The sequence below is a fragment of the Viridibacillus sp. FSL H8-0110 genome (assembly GCF_038003565.1).
GTDB classification, from domain to species: Bacteria; Bacillota; Bacilli; order Bacillales_A; family Planococcaceae; genus Viridibacillus; species Viridibacillus arenosi.
Map to the genome: position 1 here is coordinate 2,340,108 of NZ_JBBOPJ010000001.1, position 17,941 is coordinate 2,358,048.

Annotated in this window: 17 protein-coding genes, 1 pseudogene and 1 other annotated feature; of the genes and pseudogenes, 1 reads left to right on the plus strand and 17 read right to left on the minus strand. The window is 36.4% G+C overall.

Annotated features, from left to right (window positions below; translation table 11 throughout):
* Positions 1 to 49: 49 nt before the first annotated feature.
* Positions 50 to 293, minus strand: a binding site (T-box leader).
* A gap of 272 nt (positions 294 to 565) precedes the next feature.
* The gene (locus tag MHH98_RS11690; protein WP_327192116.1) at positions 566 to 664 is read left to right on the plus strand and encodes a VOC family protein; all 99 of its coding nucleotides are present in this window, start codon (positions 566 to 568) and stop codon (positions 662 to 664) included.
* A gap of 316 nt (positions 665 to 980) precedes the next feature.
* On the opposite strand, the gene MHH98_RS11695 is transcribed toward MHH98_RS11690, so the two are convergent.
* The 17 genes and pseudogenes from MHH98_RS11695 to MHH98_RS11775 all read right to left on the minus strand — a co-directional run bounded on the left by MHH98_RS11695 (position 981) and on the right by MHH98_RS11775 (position 17,938).
* Positions 981 to 2,066 carry a helix-turn-helix transcriptional regulator gene (locus tag MHH98_RS11695; RefSeq protein ID WP_038181539.1) on the minus strand — a complete coding sequence of 362 codons (1,086 nt, stop codon included), beginning with the start codon at positions 2,064 to 2,066 and terminating at the stop codon, positions 981 to 983.
* Between the two features lie 323 nt (positions 2,067 to 2,389).
* The gene (locus MHH98_RS11700; RefSeq protein ID WP_038181537.1) at positions 2,390 to 3,763 is read right to left on the minus strand and encodes an MATE family efflux transporter; all 1,374 of its coding nucleotides are present in this window, start codon (positions 3,761 to 3,763) and stop codon (positions 2,390 to 2,392) included.
* 588 nt (positions 3,764 to 4,351) lie between these two features.
* Positions 4,352 to 4,916: pseudogene (locus MHH98_RS11705) on the minus strand (SDR family NAD(P)-dependent oxidoreductase); the annotation flags it as partial.
* A 219-nt stretch (positions 4,917 to 5,135) separates the two neighbouring features.
* A complete protein-coding gene (locus MHH98_RS11710) occupies positions 5,136 to 6,653 on the minus strand; it encodes a cobyric acid synthase (RefSeq protein WP_038181534.1) in 1,518 nt (505 codons plus the stop codon).
* A gap of 11 nt (positions 6,654 to 6,664) precedes the next feature.
* Positions 6,665 to 7,201: a cob(I)yrinic acid a,c-diamide adenosyltransferase gene (locus MHH98_RS11715; RefSeq protein WP_038181532.1), complete on the minus strand. Its 537-nt coding sequence runs from the start codon at positions 7,199 to 7,201 to the stop codon at positions 6,665 to 6,667.
* Positions 7,202 to 7,222: 21 nt separating this feature from the next.
* Positions 7,223 to 7,786: a nitroreductase family protein gene (locus tag MHH98_RS11720; RefSeq protein WP_038181530.1), complete on the minus strand. Its 564-nt coding sequence runs from the start codon at positions 7,784 to 7,786 to the stop codon at positions 7,223 to 7,225.
* A 45-nt stretch (positions 7,787 to 7,831) separates the two neighbouring features.
* Complete coding sequence (cobA, locus tag MHH98_RS11725) at positions 7,832 to 8,602, minus strand: uroporphyrinogen-III C-methyltransferase (RefSeq protein WP_038181527.1); 771 nt, start codon at positions 8,600 to 8,602, stop codon at positions 7,832 to 7,834.
* Entirely contained in the window at positions 8,593 to 9,258 is a 666-nt protein-coding gene (locus MHH98_RS11730; RefSeq protein WP_051448615.1) for a precorrin-2 dehydrogenase/sirohydrochlorin ferrochelatase family protein, read from the minus strand. The genes cobA and MHH98_RS11730 overlap by 10 nt, the downstream gene beginning before the upstream one ends.
* Entirely contained in the window at positions 9,234 to 10,604 is a 1,371-nt protein-coding gene (locus tag MHH98_RS11735) for a cobyrinate a,c-diamide synthase (protein ID WP_038181524.1), read from the minus strand. The genes MHH98_RS11730 and MHH98_RS11735 overlap by 25 nt, the downstream gene beginning before the upstream one ends.
* Before the next feature lie 65 nt (positions 10,605 to 10,669).
* Positions 10,670 to 11,797 (minus strand): cobalt-precorrin 5A hydrolase, encoded by a 1,128-nt coding sequence (locus tag MHH98_RS11740; protein ID WP_340712889.1) that lies wholly within the window; start codon positions 11,795 to 11,797, stop codon positions 10,670 to 10,672.
* Positions 11,790 to 12,575, minus strand: a complete 786-nt coding sequence (cobM, locus tag MHH98_RS11745; protein ID WP_038181520.1) for a precorrin-4 C(11)-methyltransferase — start codon at positions 12,573 to 12,575, stop codon at positions 11,790 to 11,792. The genes MHH98_RS11740 and cobM overlap by 8 nt, the downstream gene beginning before the upstream one ends.
* A complete protein-coding gene (gene cobI, locus MHH98_RS11750; RefSeq protein WP_038181518.1) occupies positions 12,575 to 13,282 on the minus strand; it encodes a precorrin-2 C(20)-methyltransferase in 708 nt (235 codons plus the stop codon). The genes cobM and cobI overlap by 1 nt, the downstream gene beginning before the upstream one ends.
* Entirely contained in the window at positions 13,275 to 14,495 is a 1,221-nt protein-coding gene (gene cbiE / locus MHH98_RS11755; protein WP_081730041.1) for a precorrin-6y C5,15-methyltransferase (decarboxylating) subunit CbiE, read from the minus strand. The genes cobI and cbiE overlap by 8 nt, the downstream gene beginning before the upstream one ends.
* On the minus strand, positions 14,473 to 15,585 hold the full coding sequence (locus MHH98_RS11760; protein WP_038181514.1) for a cobalt-precorrin-5B (C(1))-methyltransferase: 1,113 nt from the start codon (positions 15,583 to 15,585) through the stop codon (positions 14,473 to 14,475). Before MHH98_RS11760 ends, cbiE begins: the two co-directional genes overlap by 23 nt.
* A gap of 2 nt (positions 15,586 to 15,587) precedes the next feature.
* Complete coding sequence (locus tag MHH98_RS11765) at positions 15,588 to 16,238, minus strand: precorrin-8X methylmutase (RefSeq protein WP_038181511.1); 651 nt, start codon at positions 16,236 to 16,238, stop codon at positions 15,588 to 15,590.
* Between the two features lie 12 nt (positions 16,239 to 16,250).
* Entirely contained in the window at positions 16,251 to 17,021 is a 771-nt protein-coding gene (gene cobK / locus MHH98_RS11770) for a precorrin-6A reductase (RefSeq protein WP_038181508.1), read from the minus strand.
* Positions 17,018 to 17,938: a sirohydrochlorin chelatase gene (locus tag MHH98_RS11775; RefSeq protein ID WP_038181505.1), complete on the minus strand. Its 921-nt coding sequence runs from the start codon at positions 17,936 to 17,938 to the stop codon at positions 17,018 to 17,020. Before MHH98_RS11775 ends, cobK begins: the two co-directional genes overlap by 4 nt.
* Positions 17,939 to 17,941 lie beyond the last annotated feature (3 nt).

Consider the following 17,941-nt stretch of genomic DNA (forward strand, 5'->3'; position numbering starts at 1 on the left):
CTTTATGAAAAATGCATAAAAAAAGTCCTCTCGAAAGGAAAATTCCTTTCAAGAGGACGATATTCACCGCGTTGCCACCTCAAGTTGAAGCATTTAATATGCTCCCACTTAGCGTATCAAAAAGATACTACCCATAACGTAGGTTAGGCGTCTATTAGTAATTAGAAGTAGGATCACTTCGGTTCTTAATAGCTCTCATAAGTCCATTCATATAGGAGATAGATCAGTTTTCACCTGCCACTGACTCTCTACACTACCACACCTATACTACTACTCTTACTCTTCAATTTCTCTGCTATGCTAATCTCAACTGTTCTAAAGGTGGTCTCGCTCCCGAAACCTGCTACCTATCCCGAACAAAATTGTTAAGCTTTATATTAAGCTTTGAAATCTGAAATGTCAAATGAAATTTAAAAGAATGCATCCACTGAAATAATTGTGATTTTCATTTTTTACTTTTATTAAAATATCAACGTAAATTATTTCACTTCCATTATAAAAAAAAGGATTAACAAATAAAATGTAGAATAGATTTTATAGCGTTAAAAAAGGAGTGATAAGTTATATGTTTGAAAGAATTGGCACTATAAGTTTTCCAATAAGTGATATTGAAAAATCTAGCACTTGGTATCAAAAATTATTAGGGTTTAAAGAAGTTTATTAAGCTGAATGCTCGAGTATTAAGTGTTGGAAATAGTGGCGTACCATTAACGATTGAGGCAGGAAATACTTCTCTTAAAAATCAAACTTATCCAATATTTTTCACAAAAGATATTAAAGCAACGCATAAGAAGTTAATGGAATATGGTGTAGATGTAGGGAGCTCAAAACTGAAGGAGTAAAGAACTTTTTTGAGTTTTTAAGATTTAGATAATAACAAATTACAAGTTTGTTATTGAAAATAGTATCAAACAGCTAAGTTATTATAGGCTTGGCTCTATTTCATTACATACCAAGCCTATTTAAGGATTATATCAACTTTATTCTTCTTTTATTCTTTTTATTATTTTTAAATATTGCACATCCCCTAAACCATAATTAGGAAACAGATGGAACAAGTTTTTCAGTAATTCACCCTGAGATATTTCTAGGTGTTTTTTTATGTAAGCTGTGATTTCATTATCTTCTTTTAAATAATCCAAATAAAGTTTAATACCTTGATAAGTGACAGGCAATACTTGAACTTTTGGTAGTTGATGTTGGATCAATACTTGTTGATATATTTCTTTGTAACCTTCTGGCATTACTTCAATCTCTTCTACATCATAGGTCAATTCATTAACCATATGGAAGAATACCTTTCCTCTATAGTTCACCTGGTCTAAATATGCCAGTATTGTTAGTAAGTTCATCTGACAGAACATGTCCTCACCAAACCATAAAACGATGCATTTGTATTGATTTACAAAAAGAGGTTTTAAAGAGTTAGTGGTAATATTCTCATAATCTTGTAAAGACACTTCATGTCCTAAAGCTCTTAACTTTTTAAATTCATCACTGAATATTGTATAACATGTATCATTTGAACACATAGCTTCATTAAAAGGAACATAATCACTTTTCCCCATTAACTGATGTTTAGAAAATTCCTCATACATCACCTGCCCATTTAAGATATTCAAAATATCTTTGTCGAATTGCTCATTCATTTTATTTTGTAAATTTTCAATCTTTAACTTCTGTGAAATATCCATCATTAAACCTCCCTTTGTGCCATTCATATTAAGTTTCACATAAGACTGTAGTGGTGAAGGATTTTTTCTAAAAGCATTTGGACTGATACCAAAAGTAGTTTTAAATGCTCTTGAAAAAGCCTCCTGAGATGAAAAACCATATTTGAATGCAATATCAATTGTTTTTTGTTCTGTTTTTTCAAGTTCAATGGCAGCTAGGTATATCTTTCTAAGTGCCCTATATCTTTTAATACTAATACCTGCCATTCGATGAAATGAAAAAGAACAGTAATAGGGTGAATAACCCATATCATTACCTAAGTTCTTTAATGAAAAATCATCAAATAAATGTTCCTCAATCCAGTCAATCATCTCCTGAATCATATTGTTCATCCTCCACTTCTGCATTTATTATAAGCGAAATGGAAAGTGATGTTTTGATATAAGTTGTGTTTACTTGTTATTTTTAATGCTAAATTGAACCGATGTGGATGCATTTTTATCAGCAAAAATTCATATAGATTCTTTACTTTTTTTATTTATCTTAGTGGCTTGTTTTTGTTTTTTTATATAGACTAGCGAGGTTTATATTTTATTAATTAATTGTCGTATATGATTATCAAGTTAAAGATTCTTATATTATTTATATAGATACTTAAAGGACCAAGAGCGATTTTATGCTCCTGGTCCTTTAGTCAATTTGTTATTTTCCCAATTTATTGAAACATGGTATTTAATGTTTTCTTTTTCCAGAATAATTGTTGATACATAGATTGAACTATGAAATTGACGATAAAGGCCATAGGATAACCTATCCATATACCATTTAACCCTAGTGTTGTGTTATGTGAAAGGAAATAAGCTACTGGTACTTCAATAATCCAAATACTAGAGATTGTAAAAATAGTCGGCCATAAAACAGTACCGGTTGCTCTCATTGTTGCTGAGATAGACTGTGTATGCCCCAATATAACATAGCTCCAAAATGAAATAAGAATTAGGTTATGTGCGATATCAATTGCTTCACCATTATCTAAAAATATTTTTAAAATTGGATTTGATAGCAAATAGACAATTAATATGAGCAATCCACCAAGAAGATAATTCAGTTTAATTCCTATTTTTTCTATTTTCTTTATTTTAGAAATATCCCCTGATCCAACAGACTGTGCTACAAATACAGATATCGCAATTGAAATGCTAATTGCAGGTATTTGTACATAGCTCGCAATTTGATTGGCAACACCATATGCTGCTGTTGCATTTGAACCATAACTATTCACAAAGGTTATAACTGCAATTTCTGACATCGCCATCGCTACCATACTTATACTTGAAGGTAGCGCTAATTTTAACAATGCTTTCAAAACTGCGCCTTTCAAATGAAAATGACGAAGAATCATTCGGTCTAATTTAAGAATGTGATTACTCTTATGCAGGTAGCCTATCAGAAGCACTAATGAGATTAGACTTGATAATACAGCAGCATAAGCCGCACCATTTAATCCGTATTCAGGTAACCCAAACCAGCCAAAAATAAGTATAGGTAGTAAAAGAAGATTTAAAATTACACTTATGATTAAAAAATAAAATGGTGTTTTGGAATCACCTACACCTCTCATAAATGTTGTATACACCATATTTATGAAAGTAATAGGTAATGTAATAAATAGAATTTGAGCATATTCTACACTTTCACCAATAATATTCTTGGGTGTTCCCATCCATTTAAGAATTTCACCCGTAAAGACACTTCCAAAAATAGCACCAACAACTGAAATCACAATCGTAAAAGCTAATGTGACTCCAACGATTTCCTTCAATTTCGTCATATTTCCCCCACCATAAGATTGCCCAATTAAAATCGAACTTCCTGAGCCTATCCCAACCGCAAAGGTGATAAGGAAAAAGAAGAGTGGAAAGAATGCAGAAAGTGCTGCTAAAGAATCCACTCCTAGTGTTTGCCCAACGATAATAATCCCGAAAACTTGGCCTAATGATTGAATAATACTAGCCAAAATCACAGGAGTAAGAAAAGCTATCATAGGCTTAGATATTGATATTGTTTTATTTTCAAAAAGTTCATTCATATAATACTAACTCCTTTATTAAAAAGAACAATAATGATAAAACTCACTTTTAAAGTACTTATTTGTTCCATCAAAATACTCTTCTTCGTTTTTTAAAAATCTTAAAGTACTGTAACTCAAAATCCTCATAACTAAGATTCATTTACTTAAATTCCAACCAATTATTAATATTGCTTGTTCTTGTTTAGTCATTCTATATTCAAGACCCCCTCTTTATTATGTTTCGTCAATCAATCTACTTATCCAAACAATAGTTAACTCTATTTACAAATAAACAAACGATATACAATTACGTTTATCTAATAACAAACATAATAGTATATCGTTTGTCATTAGTCAATATTCCTTAGTGACTTTCTCTTGTTTTTTCTTATTAGACTAGCAAGGTGTGTATTTATTTCCGAAAATGTCTGAATATAATAAAAGAAAAATGTTATAAGTATTTATATAGACAAAAATAAGACCAAGAGCGATTTTATGCCCTTGGTCATTATTAAATATCTATTTTGTATTTTAAGCCGTATATTCACTGATTTTAAGGTACAAATCCTTTGAAACTTGGTATCTATTATTAAAGCTTGTATAAAGTTTCACCATTTCCGTTAATGTAAAACCAGGAGCGACAGCATTGACGTTTATGCCTTTGCGACCAAGTTCCTTTGCCCAAGATTTAGTCATGCCAATAATACCTGCTTTAGCAGCTGCATAATTTGTTTGTCCAACATTGCCATACACACCGCTAACGGAAGTCGTATTAATAATTTTTCCATACTGATTCGCTACCATATGCAATGCTACTTCCTGCGTACAATGAAAGACACCATTTAAATTTACATTTAATACTTCTTGGAAATCTGTTTCAGTCATTTTTGTCAGCATCGCATCTCTCGTAATACCTGCATTATTTATTAAGATATCTATACGCCCAAATCGATCTATCGTTTTTTGAACCATTGCCTTAACACTTTCCCACATCCACTTCTATAAATAGTACTCGTTCTGCATTAAGTGTTTTTACAGCTTCTTCACCAGCCCATTTAGCATAGTCCGCTATCACCACCGATGCACCTTCATCAAGAAATCGTGTTACTGTTGCATAACCAATTCCATTCGCACCACCTGTTATAATGGCTACTTCTCCTTTTAAACGCATTTGATCAACCCCCTAATGGATTCATTTGAAATTTCTTTACAAAACTACCGTAACCAGTTGCTAATTGTATTGTGATTTCATAGTTTCCTTTATAGTAATTGATTCGACAATGACTCCAAAACTCCTTTGATTCCCTACATATCATCAGTTTTTTTATAAAGTCAAAAAAATTCCGAGCAGTCTCCTATTACCTATTTGAGACTGCTCGGAATTTATTATTTATATAGTTGAGGGTGATGTAAGTTTCATGATTTCATATACTTTTTCCATATCGGTATGCTTTTTTACATGCTCCGCAAGTAACTGATAAGCATCTTCACGGCGTTGTGCATCGGTTTTAACCTCTTCTGAAATAGCAGGTAAACCCTTTTCAATTCTTAAGGCATTTACTATTTCACGAGTATATTCTCGGTTATTAAAAATTCCATGGAAATATGTGCCGATAACACGCCCATCCGATGATACTGCCCCATCTAAACGGCTATCATGTAGTTTTAAAAAGGCCATTGTATTGGAATCGTGTATTTCAGTTTGACCTAGATGTATTTCAAAGCCAGTTAGCTCTTGTCCATTAGACAATAAATTTCCAGTCATTTGTTTCGTTTTCTTTGAAGTATTGAAAACCGTGGTGACTGGTAATAACCCTAATCCTTCAGAATTACGTCCATCACCTTCTACTGCTTCAGGATCTAACAATTGATCCCCTAGCATTTGGAATCCTCCACAAATACCGAAAATACGTGTCCCTTTTGCACGAAGCTTTTGAATCGCTTCCACAAAACCTTCATCTCGAAGCCATTGTAAATCATCTACAGTGTTTTTCGTGCCCGGTAATATCAGTAAATCCGGTGTACCAAGTTCACTTAATGACCGTACTAATCGAACGCCTACTTCTGGTTCATCAAAAAATGGGTCTACATCAGTGAAATTCGAAATTCTTGGTAAACGAATCATCGCTACATCGATAGCAAACTCTTGTTGTTTTGGTTTTTTAAATCGAAGTGATGATAAAGCCAATGAATCCTCTGCTTCAATATTAATTTCTATGTAAGGTACCACTGCTAACACTGGAATACCAGTTGCTTTTTCTAACCACTCAATACCATCATCTAATAACTCACGCATACCTCTAAATTTATTAATAATAATACCTTTTACACGTTTGCGCTCAGCTTCATCTAATAATGTGAGTGTGCCAATTATAGATGCAAATACACCACCACGATCAATATCAGCAACAAGAATAACAGCTGCGTCTGCTAGATGTGCCATCCGCATATTAGCAATATCTCGATCTTTTAGATTAATCTCAGCTGGGCTACCCGCTCCCTCTAAAACGATTATTTCATATTCGTCTTGAAGCTTGCGTACTGACTTTTCAACTATTGGCATTGCTTCTTGAACAAAGTCGTTGCGATATGAAGTAGCTGTCATATCTAGGAAGTGCTTACCATGCACAATAACTTCAGATACCATATCTTGCTTTGGTTTTAATAAGATTGGATTCATATCTGTCGTTGCAATAACTCTTGCTGCCTCAGCCTGCACGCCTTGTGCTCGACCAATTTCTCCTCCATCAATTGTAACGAAAGAATTCAGCGCCATATTCTGTGATTTAAACGGAACAACTTTGAATCCTTCATCTGAAAAAATACGACAAAAAGCAGTACAAATCATACTCTTTCCAACGTCAGATGCTGTTCCTTGTATCATTAACGCCTTTGTGGTCAAATTCATTCCCTCTTTCCTTAGAATTCTAATCCTTTAACTGCTGGAATACCTTCATCGTAATAATGTTTAGTCGCATCAATTGTAGAAACTAAATCTGCAAATTGGACTAGTTCCTGTTTTGCACTTCGTCCAGTAACAACCAGGTGCATTGTTTTTGGTCGATTTTGAATCGCTTCAATTACTTCTTGAAGTGGTAACACATCATCAATAGGGAATTTCGTAATTGACAATGCATTATTAAGCTCATCTAATACGAGTAAATCAATAGTTGGATCTTCAAGGGCTTCCTTTGCTTTTGTCCAAGCTAATTGTAATGCATGTCTATGTTCTTCTGGTGTTTTAGTCCAAGTAAAACCAATACCCATTTGTTCCATTTCAACACCCAATTTTCGAAGGGCCAATGCCTCTCCGTAAGTACGTTCTGGAGATTTTATAAATTGCATATACCTGACATTTAGACCACGACCTACTGCTCGTAGCGTTACTCCTAGTGATGCAGTTGTTTTACCTTTGCCATCCCCAGTATACATCAAAAATAGTCCTTGACGTGCCATTTAAATACCCCCTAATTTTCTTTATAACCACTTAGTTTTTTCTTCGTAAGAAGTACGTTTTGTAGGTGAGACTTCACGACCTTCTTCTGGATAACCAATAAAAACTGTACCAATCACTTTTTCATTTTCAGGAGAACCGATAAAATTTATCATACGATCATCATGTACTAAACCCACACCTCGTGTACGCCATACAAATCCTAACCCTAATTCTTTGGCAGCTAACCACATCGAATGAATAGCACAGCACACGGCAAATATATTATCCTCTGAATCATCAGGTTTATCTGGTATTTGATCCGCTGTTACAACAATGGCAACAGGTGTTGTTGTAACGACTTTTAAAGAGCTCTCAACTAAATGAGGTTTTGTAGGGAAACGTTCTTGTAAATAAGCTTCCGCCATTTCCTCATAACGAGTCATTGCTTCACCTTGGATTACATAAAAATTCCAAGGTTCGCGTAAGCGATCATTTGGGGCGAAAGTTGCAGCCTCTAGTAATTGTTCAATTTTCTCTTTTTCAACAGGCTTGTCCTCATAGTTACGGATAGCACGTCGCTCTTTTAAAATTTCTAAAATAGACATTTATTTATCTCCTTTTCATTACTCTCTATAACAGTTCACTATATCTTATAGCACGACAGCAGAAAGTTGTTTTTCATACCATTTAATTTTATCTCGCATTTGCACAACCTCACCAACTAATACCATCGATGGGTTATGGTATCCTTCGCTTACGACTAAATCATGAATATTTTCTAATGTCCCAGTTAATGTTCTTTGTTGATCTGTTGTTCCCCATTCTATAACTGCCACAGGTGTTTTTACATCTTTTCCATGGGCAATCAATTGAGAGCTTATATAAGCTAAATTACCGACGCTCATATAAAAGGCAATCGTATCGATTCCTTTTGCCAAAGCATCCCAGTTCAAATGGTCTTGTCCTTTATCTTCTCTACCATGTCCAGTGACAATTGCAAAGCTAGAAGCATATTCACGATGAGTAACCGGAATTCCTGCATAAGCAGGTGCAGCTATTCCTGCAGTAATACCAGGTATAATCTCGTATTCAATACCTTGTTCGGCTAGTACCTCCGCTTCTTCTGCTCCTCGACCAAAAACACAAGGGTCTCCGCCTTTTAATCTTGTAACCGTTTTTCCCTCTAATGCTTTTGAAACTAATAAATCATGAATTTGGTCTTGAATTAGGTGATGCTTCCCTGGTGACTTTCCACAGAAAATCAGTTCTGCATCCTTTTTAGCATGTTCAAGTAATTTCGGATTAACTAGTCTATCGTATGCAATAACATCAGCCTTTTGAATACATTCCAATCCATAGACTGTTATTAGTCTTGGATCACCTGGACCTGCACCTACTAAATACACTTTTCCTACTGCCATGGCGCAATCCCCCTTTGTAAATAATGTTGAAATAGCTTATCACGTTCGGCTATTTTACCTTCTTTCGTTAAGGTTAAAAATTCCGGCAGTAAAAGAGCTTCTAATATTTGCTTCTTTCTTATTTCATCTATCACATTCGTTAATACTTCCGTACGTGCACTTTGCAAAAATGCGACATACTCTTCGTAGTAGTCATCAAATTGAAGAGTTAAATCATCTTTTACTTTCTTTGCTAAGCCAGGATTGGCACCAGCCGTTGAAACTGCAATTGTTAAATCCCCTCGTCTCAATGTAGCAGGTACAATAAAATTACTACTAACTGCGTCATCGACTATATTCAAAAGTTGATGTGACATAGTACATTCTTTTACTTTTGCATTAACAGCTGGATGATTCGTTGCAGCAATAATGCAAAAAGCATCTTCTAAATCAGAAGCTTCAAATGACTTTTGAAACCATGTAATGAGATCATTTCGCCATTTTTCTTGCAGTTTTTCATGTAGAACTGGGCTAATGACAGTAACAATGGCTCCGGCATTTAATAGTGATGTTACTTTCCGATTTGCCACTTTGCCTCCACCAATGACGACACAATATTTACCCTTCAACTGAAGCATGATTGGATAATATGTCATTGTTGTTGATGTCTCACACATGCATTCACCCACTGCTCTACTAATTCAGGGTTTGATGCGAAATGGAAATGCGTATATCCAGCAACTAAATTCCCGTTTAAATAACCTTCTGCCTTTTTACCAAAACGCCCTGTTGTTTCATAAGCTGGTTGAATTTCCTCTAAAGCTGTAAAAGTGGAGTAATGGAACTCATGCCCTTTAGCCATTTGATTTTCACCAATTATGAAGTTACTTGGAGTGCCGGTAATATCACGATACCCTAGTGCAGCAAGCTTTTCTTGCATTTGTACAGCGCCAGGAATGATACCAGTCATTGGATATGTATTGCCTTTTGTATCTGTAATAGAATCTGTTAAATACATAAATCCACCACATTCTGCTAAGGTAGGCATACCACTTTTCACTGCCTGTCGTATTGAATGTTTGACAGCTTCTTGTTTTGAAAGCTCAGCCGCAAATTCTTCTGGGAATCCCCCTCCTATGTATAGTCCATCCACATTTTCTGGTACTACTTCACCATTTAGTGGTGAGAAGAAAACAAGTGATGCACCGTATGCTCTTAATAACTCTAGATTTTCTTCATAATAAAAATTAAAAGCAGCATCCTTTGCCACAGCAATTGTTACGCCTCTATCATGTCGTTGGTCAAATAATCCACTAGAGAAATGCGCAATTTCAGAGGTTTTTGCCAATTCATAAATGCGATCTATATCGACGGTTTCTGAAATGAGGAATGCAAGTTGGTCAAAGAATGGATTCAATTCACCACGTTCAATAGCAGGTATCAAACCTAATTGTCGACTTGGAATATCAATACCATTTTCACGTTTTAAATATCCTAGTACAGGAATACCACACTCTTGTTCAATGGCGGCCTTAACTATTTTATAGTGATTTACACTACCAACTTGATTGGCAATGACCCCTATAATATTTGGCGTATCCGAAAGTATTTGGAATCCTTTAACGATGGCTGCTACACTACGGGCCATACTGGCACAATTAACGATGAGTAATACGGGACTATCCGTTATGACACTTATTTCAGCTGTGGAACCGGCATCATTTAATGGGCTTTTACCATCATAAAACCCCATTACGCCTTCAATAATGGAAATATCTGCTCCTGAACTCGCACGGACTAGCATTTCCTTAACAGTTTCATGATCAAACATCCAGCTATCTAGATTACGAGAAGTACGGCCGGTTACCGCTGTGTGATATGAGGGATCTATATAATCTGGACCACATTTGAATCCTTGCACTTGATAACCTTTCTTTTGCAAAGCAGCCATTATCCCAATTGTAAAAGTCGTTTTTCCAACGCCACTTCCTGTTCCTGCAATTACTAGTCTTCTTGAACTCATCACTTATCCCCCCGAGATTGCAATTAAAACCGGCATAAACAACCGGTTTTAATTAGCAATTGATACTATTCATCATGTGAAATGACGGCAACTGAAATAGTTGTGTTACCTGATTTTTTCTTAACTAAAGCTAAATCATCTGAACCAGTATATAAGCGAACTGCTGGTTCACTTACACCATAAGCACCTGTATATTTGAACACAGTATCTGATGGTGCTTCGATTGTGGCAATATTCAATTCAGTTGGAGTGTAGTACTTAAAATCCCATCCATATTTTGCAACAGTTTGAAGGAAACCTTGCTCATCTTTTTTTAAATCGATTGTACATAGTGCTTTGACACTTTTAATCGAAATTTGAAGTTCTTGCAAAGTTTCCAAAATAACTTGTTCAATCTCTTCTGAAGATGTTCCGCGATTACAGCCCATTCCGATTACGACATTCTGCGGACGATAAACAACGCCATTTTCTAATATGGCTTCTTCAGCTTTTGTTAGCAATCGGTGCGTAATGATTAATGCCCCTTTTGGCTTTGCATCTATAGCCTTTGTAATGCTCGGATATTGTTTGATGTTTTCTGGCATAGGTGTTTGTAGATGCCACCAGTTTTTCTCACCAGACTCTTGTACAATCGCAACAGGTTCCTCATTTACTACAGATGCACTTACAGGCGTTAATTTATCTGCAGAATCCCAAACCCAGCCAAAGCGAGCACCGAAAAGGTCTACTGGAATTGTTTTTTGAACATCTGATGCAGTTGTAATAACTGCACGAGCATTTAAAGCAGAAGCTACTTCGTGTGTTAATTCATTTGCTCCACCTAAATGACCTGATAGAACACTGATGACATTTTCCGCACGGTCATCAATGACGACAACTGCAGGATCTGTCTTTTTATCTACTAAAATAGGTGCAATCATACGTACTACAGCACCAAGTGAAATTATCATGATGATACCTTTATATTGTTTGAACAGTGTTGGTAACAACATGCGTACACTTCCTGTAAATAGTTGAATATGCTTTTGTTGTTCATCACCTTGTTCAAATTTACTCATATAGTATACGTCTGAGTGTACAAATGATTGATGTAGATTACGTGCTGTTTGTACACCGTGCTTCGTTATAGCAACAATGGCATATTGATTATGTTGAACTACAATCGGTTCAATTCCTTCTTGTAATTCAATCATTGAGGTTCACACCTTTTCGGAATCCGTGAGTAAATGTTGCATCGTATAATTTTGAGCGGTACTCATCTTTATCATGAATATTAGGATCAAGCGCCCAACCTGCTAAAATCATAGCATGCTTACGAATACCATTTTTTCGCATATCTTCATCTAGATTAATAAGCGTTGTACGGACGATTTTTTGATCTGGCCAAGAAGCTCTTTGTATTACGGCAATTGGCGTATCATCGCTCCAACCAGCTGCTTGGAGTTCTTTGACAATTTTCTTTGTTAAAGTAGCACTCAAAAATAATGCAATCGTACAATGGTGGCTTGCTAAATCACGAAGTTTTTCAAATTCAGGTACTGGAGTACGGCCCTCTGCACGAGTTAAAATGAGTGTTTGTGTTAAATCTGGAATTGTTAACTCAGCACCTATAGCAGCAGCTGAAGCGAAAACCGAACTGACTCCTGGAATAACTTCTGCATGAATATCTTCCTTTTTCAGTAATGCCAGTTGTTCCATTGTCGCACCGTACATTGCAGGATCACCTGTATGGATGCGTGCTAGTGTTTTACCAGCATTCACTCGGTCAACTATGACGGCGACCATTTCTTCTAAATGCATACCTGCTGTTTTAATTACTTCAGCTTCTGGTTTTGCTTTTGCAATAAGCTCATCATTTACTAGTGAATCTGTATACATCACTACATCTGCAGTTTGTAAAATATTTAAGCCTTTTACTGTGATTAAATCTGGATCTCCAGGGCCTGCCCCAACTATGTATATTTTTTTCATTATTTGCGCACCACCATTAATGTTAAGTATTCTAGCTCTGCATCTTCTAATTCATCCATTGACCAAATGACTTCCTCATCAGAGGTAACCTTTGTCACGACAGAAGCCTTATCAAATAGATTTAAATCCTTTAACACGCGAATCATTAAATCCATTACTTTGGCTACTTTAATGAATACGACAGCATCATGATCTTCAAGTGCTTTTTTCATGGCATCATAATCATCAGTAGCTGGAATAATCGCAACATGGTCATCTCCATCTGCAAGTGCAATACCTAAACGTGAAGCTGAACCGTTGAAAGATGAAATACCAGGAACTGTTTTAATCTCTATTTCTGGGTGCAATTCTTGCATCAACTTCATCATATGGATGAATGTACTATAGAGTAGAGGATCGCCTTCAGTTACAAATGCAACATCTTTGCCTTCTTGTAATTTTTCATATACTAGTTCCACTGCTTTATTCCACTCTCGATCAAGAATCTCTTGGTCCTTTGTCATTGGGAAAACAAGTCCAAGCATATCTTTTTCGCCTGGACGGATATATACATCAACAATGCGTTGTGCATAGCTTTTACTTCCTTTACGTTTTCGCGGATAAGCGATAACTGGTGATTCCTGAATCACACGGAATGCCTTAACTGTTATAAGTTCAGGATCTCCAGGACCTACTCCTAGACCATATAAAGTACCGAAATTACTCATGGATGTCTTCCTTTCGTTTTGCCGTAATAATATAGATTGGATTCAAAGGTACAAATCGTTTCATACCTAAAATTGGTTTACTTCTTGAAATTTGTGCATGCATAATTGATGTTTCAAAACCAAACTCATCGAATGCTTCATTCGCTCGGTATAAATTTTCGATGGTCGCAGCATTTAAAACAATTCTTCCACCTTCAGTTAAACGCTCACAACATACTCTCAATAGATCCTTCATGTTACCACCTGTACCACCGATGAAAATGGCGTCTGGATTCGGGAATGTTTCAAGTCCCTCAGGCGCTTTTCCGTGAACCGCTGTTAAATCGGTACGGAATTTACGTTGATTTTGTAGACAATTTTCAAGATCACCTTCATTTTTTTCAATCGCAAATACTTGTCCTTCTGGTGCCAGCTTCGCAGATTCAATAGCCATGGAGCCCGTACATGTACCAATATCCCAAACGATACTACTACTCGTTAATTGCATAGCATATAAACTTAAAACTCGAATCTCTTTTTTCGTAATCAGCCCTTTATCGGGTTTACGTTGTGAAAATTCTTCGTCATCAATGCCTAATGTCCATTTTGGGCTTTGTCCAACTTTTTTTAGAATGACAACATTTAATGAAGAGAACTCGAGATTTTTCATGTCCTCTAATTCATACCAGCCGTATTTTTCGTCTTCACCTTGAATATTTTCTGCAACATAAGCTCGGTATTCTGTCATGCCAAAGGATAATAAATATTCTGCGATTTTACTCGGGCTATTATCAGAATCCGTTAACAATGCGATTTTCGATTTGCCATCGATTTTTTGTGCCAAGCCCTTCATACTGCGTCCATGAACACTTATTAAATAAGCATCTTGCCAACTCTCACCCATTTTTGAAAAAGCTAATTGAATGGAACTAAAGTATGGGTAAACTTCGATATCTATTTTGCTAGTTAAATAACCTCCTAGACCATAAAATAATGGGTCCCCTGATGCTAAAACAACTGTTTTACGCTTTTCATTTTTCAACTGTTCTACTAAAGGTTTCAATCCGCCTTTTACGACAATTTTTTCACCAGAATAGTGAGGAAAGAATTCAAGTAGTCTTTCTCCGCCTACCAATACTTCACTATCTTCAATCCACGATACGTATTGAGGTAATAAACTTTCTAGTCCGTTATCACCAATTCCGATCAATTTAATCGATTGAGTCAATGCCATCAGACCTCCCTAATAATTGTCCTTTCATGGAATAAATTGCTGTGTCCATGATAAGGCCTCCACGCACATGATTGAGAGAAGCTGTACAACAAGCTTCACATAAATGATTAAAAAACTGGTCAAAACCTGCTTCCATCATCATCTCACCAACTTGAGAAGCCGTATTTGCTCCCACCACTTCTTGCACTAGTTCGTCTGGTGCTCCTACGTCTTTCGCAAGTTTTGCCATAAATTCAAAATTGATGGCAGCACTTTTCGAGTGCACCATCATGACACCTTGAGCAACTTTCGAAAATTTCCCCATCATGCCTACTAACGACACTCTTTTAATACCTAAACGTTTACAATGCTTAAGTGCAAAACCGACAAAATCACCCATCTCAATGAAAGCTTCCTCAGAAAGTCCTTCATATTGTTGCATGCCATATTTTTCACTTCGCCCACCTGTTGTCAACACGACATGTTCGCAGCCCATAGCAACTGCTACACTAATCGCCTGGACAATACTTGCCATATAAGCAGAACTAGAAAACGGTACAACGGTTCCTCTAGTACCTAATATAGAAATACCACCGATAATTCCGAGTCGACCATTTAACGTTTTTTTTGCAATTTCTTCTCCATCTGGAACAGAAATGACAACCTTTACTCCACGGTCAATTTGAAATTCATCTAGCGTTTCTTGGACGGTAGTGTTCAACATTTTCCTTGGGACTGGATTAATAGCTGCTTCTCCAACAGGAACAGGAAGACCCGGCTTGGTCACTCGTCCCACGCCGACTCCTCCATCTAAAATTATTCCAGGTTGATCGCCCCAGCTGACAGTAGAAATAATCAATGCTTTATGTGTTGCATCTGGATCATCTCCGGCATCCTTTATCGTTTCACAACTTACTGAATTTCCTTCAAATGTATTTTTTTCAATAGTAAATGTCGCATCTCGGCCCACCGGCAAATGGATCGTTGCTGTTTCTTGTGCTTCACCAGTAATAAGAGCCGTTAAAGCTGCTTTCGTTACTGCTGTTGCACAAGCGCCTGTTGTATAGCCATGACGCATTTGCGATGGATCTTTTTTCTCTTTCTTTTGCATCGTTAAGCCTGATCAGCTAATAGTGAAATGGCATTAAGTGCCGCAACAGTTACGGTACTACCACCTTTACGTCCAAGGTTTGTAATAAACGGTACTTCTGTGATTTTAGCTAATTCTTCTTTCGATTCTGCAGCAGATACAAATCCAACAGGCATTCCGATTATTAAATCCGGTTTTACTACACCTTCTTTAATTAAGCGAATCAATTCTAATAATGCAGTTGGTGCATTTCCAATTGCATAAATACCACCTTCATGTAAATGAGCAGCTTTTTGCATTGACATAATAGCACGTGTAGCACCTGCCTCTTTAGCAGCTTTCGAAACATCTTCATCAGAAATATAGCAATATACATCTCCACCGTGTTTTTGGAATCGCTTATGTCCGGTACCACTTTCAATCATTTGCACATCAGCGATAACTGCTTTACCAGAACGAATAGCTCTAATACCCGCTTCAATCGCATCTGGATGAATAATTACTGAGCGACCTAAATCGAAATCCGCTGAAGCATGAATAATACGACGAATGATTTTCCATTCATCTTCCGTAAAATCATGTGGACCATATTCCTCTAAAATAGTTGCAAAACTATGTTCGTAAATTTTATCTGGATCGACTGTTAAAGGTTTAAAATCTGTTCTAAAATCCATTCTTGTTACCTCCTAAATTTGGGAAAGTTGAGTTTGTAATGCTTGAATAACATCAATAAAAGTAGAATGCACATTTTCATAAGCTACTTTCGGTCTTGCAATCATAATTGTTTCAATTCCACATTCCAGAGCTGCTGTTAATTTTTCATCAACTGAACCTACTTTGCCACTTTCTTTTGTAATCATTAAAGTGACACCGTATTGCTTATAAAGAGCTAAATTAAGCTCTTTTGAAAATGGACCTTGAATAGCAACGATATTCTTTTGTTCTACACCAAGCTCTGCGCATTTTTCCATATTGTCTAAACGTGGTAGCATACGGGCAATGACTCTTGTATCCTCTAATCCTAATAACTTCTCAGTAAATGTACCAAGTGTTTTACTGCCAGTTGTCAGCATGATGACACCGCGTTTTTTAGCCGCCAGATTTGCCGCTTCCTCGTAGTTTTTTACTAAGATTAATTTGTCATTTTCGAATTGCTGACTTTCACGTTCATAGCGGATATATGGAACACTTGCTAATCTTGCACCTTCTAGTGCATTTTTTGATGCCTCTTCTGCAAATGGATGAGATGCATCTACTACAGCTTGTAAGTTTTTTGATTGAATAAATCGAGCCATATCTTCAGCTGTTAGACGACCAATATGCGTTTCTATATTTGCTTCAACTAAACTTTTTGCAGCTGATTCAGTGACAACAGTTGCAAAAACTGGGTATCCAGTTTGTTGTAACTCTATCGCCAATGCTCTGGCATCGCTCGTACCTGCTAAAAACAAAATCATTTTGCAGTACCAGCATGTTCGTGATCGTGTTCATGGTGGTGATGGTCATGATCGTGGTGATGATGGCCGTGGTCGTGGTCATGATCATGGTCATGATGGTGATGATGCTCTACAAATTCCATTGCATTGATACGGTATTGGCAAGTATCACAGTTCATTTTCACATTACCTTGAAGTGATTCTTCAACTCGATCTGCTAATACTGTTTTTAGTTCAGCGTGGTAACCAAAGTAAGACGCTAATTTTACTTCTAATTCAGGGTACTTAGTTTGGTAACTTAAGACCATTTGTTCCATACGTTCCATCAGAATACCTGTGAATAGGAAGTAAGGCAGCATAATTACTTTTTTAGCTCCTAACTGCTGACATCTTTCAATACCTTCCTCAACTGTTGGGTAAGTTACACCCATAAATGCACATTCTACTGTACGAACATTTAACTGTTCCCAAAGCATACGGGCAATTTTATAAAAGTCGCTATTAGCATCTGGGTCACTACCACCACGTGCGATTAATAAAATAGCTGTATCTTTATTTTCCGCTTCATGATTGAAACCGGCATCTGTTAAACGTTCTTTTAAAATTGAGAAAATGGATTCATGTACACCTAGTGGACGACCATATGTAATTTGTACAGTAGGATATTTTTCTTTACCTTCATCAATCGCTGCTGGAATATGAATTTTCGAATGTCCTGCTTGCAATAAAATAATCGGAATAACATGGATTTCTGTAGCACCTTTAACGACACAGTTATCAATCCCTTGTGCAATGTTTGGTGATGCAAATTCTAAAAAACAAGATTCCACTAGTAATTGACCATCTAATGTTGGCTTTAATTGCTCTACAAATTTATTAACCTCTGCATTACCCTCTGCTAAACGACTACCATGCCCGACGAATAATATAGCTTTCATAAA

Bases quoted from the DNA above. Each gene is read 5' to 3' on its own strand.
- MHH98_RS11710 (WP_038181534.1), bottom strand. From the start codon at position 6,653: ATGAATTTGACCACAAAGGCGTTAATGATACAAGGAACAGCATCTGAC.
- cobM (WP_038181520.1), bottom strand. From the start codon at position 12,575: ATGAAAAAAATATACATAGTTGGGGCAGGCCCTGGAGATCCAGATTTA.
- cobA (WP_038181527.1), bottom strand. From the start codon at position 8,602: ATGGCAGTAGGAAAAGTGTATTTAGTAGGTGCAGGTCCAGGTGATCCA.
- MHH98_RS11740 (WP_340712889.1), bottom strand. From the start codon at position 11,797: ATGATTGAATTACAAGAAGGAATTGAACCGATTGTAGTTCAACATAAT.
- cobI (WP_038181518.1), bottom strand. From the start codon at position 13,282: ATGAGTAATTTCGGTACTTTATATGGTCTAGGAGTAGGTCCTGGAGAT.
- cbiE (WP_081730041.1), bottom strand. From the start codon at position 14,495: ATGGCATTGACTCAATCGATTAAATTGATCGGAATTGGTGATAACGGA.
- MHH98_RS11765 (WP_038181511.1), bottom strand. From the start codon at position 16,238: ATGGATTTTAGAACAGATTTTAAACCTTTAACAGTCGATCCAGATAAA.
- MHH98_RS11690 (WP_327192116.1), top strand. From the start codon at position 566: ATGTTTGAAAGAATTGGCACTATAAGTTTTCCAATAAGTGATATTGAA.
- MHH98_RS11730 (WP_051448615.1), bottom strand. From the start codon at position 9,258: ATGTGTGAGACATCAACAACAATGACATATTATCCAATCATGCTTCAG.
- MHH98_RS11695 (WP_038181539.1), bottom strand. From the start codon at position 2,066: ATGAACAATATGATTCAGGAGATGATTGACTGGATTGAGGAACATTTA.
- cobK (WP_038181508.1), bottom strand. From the start codon at position 17,021: ATGATTTTGTTTTTAGCAGGTACGAGCGATGCCAGAGCATTGGCGATA.
- MHH98_RS11760 (WP_038181514.1), bottom strand. From the start codon at position 15,585: ATGCAAAAGAAAGAGAAAAAAGATCCATCGCAAATGCGTCATGGCTAT.
- MHH98_RS11735 (WP_038181524.1), bottom strand. From the start codon at position 10,604: ATGAGTTCAAGAAGACTAGTAATTGCAGGAACAGGAAGTGGCGTTGGA.
- MHH98_RS11775 (WP_038181505.1), bottom strand. From the start codon at position 17,938: ATGAAAGCTATATTATTCGTCGGGCATGGTAGTCGTTTAGCAGAGGGT.
- MHH98_RS11700 (WP_038181537.1), bottom strand. From the start codon at position 3,763: ATGAATGAACTTTTTGAAAATAAAACAATATCAATATCTAAGCCTATG.
- MHH98_RS11715 (WP_038181532.1), bottom strand. From the start codon at position 7,201: ATGGCACGTCAAGGACTATTTTTGATGTATACTGGGGATGGCAAAGGT.
- MHH98_RS11720 (WP_038181530.1), bottom strand. From the start codon at position 7,786: ATGTCTATTTTAGAAATTTTAAAAGAGCGACGTGCTATCCGTAACTAT.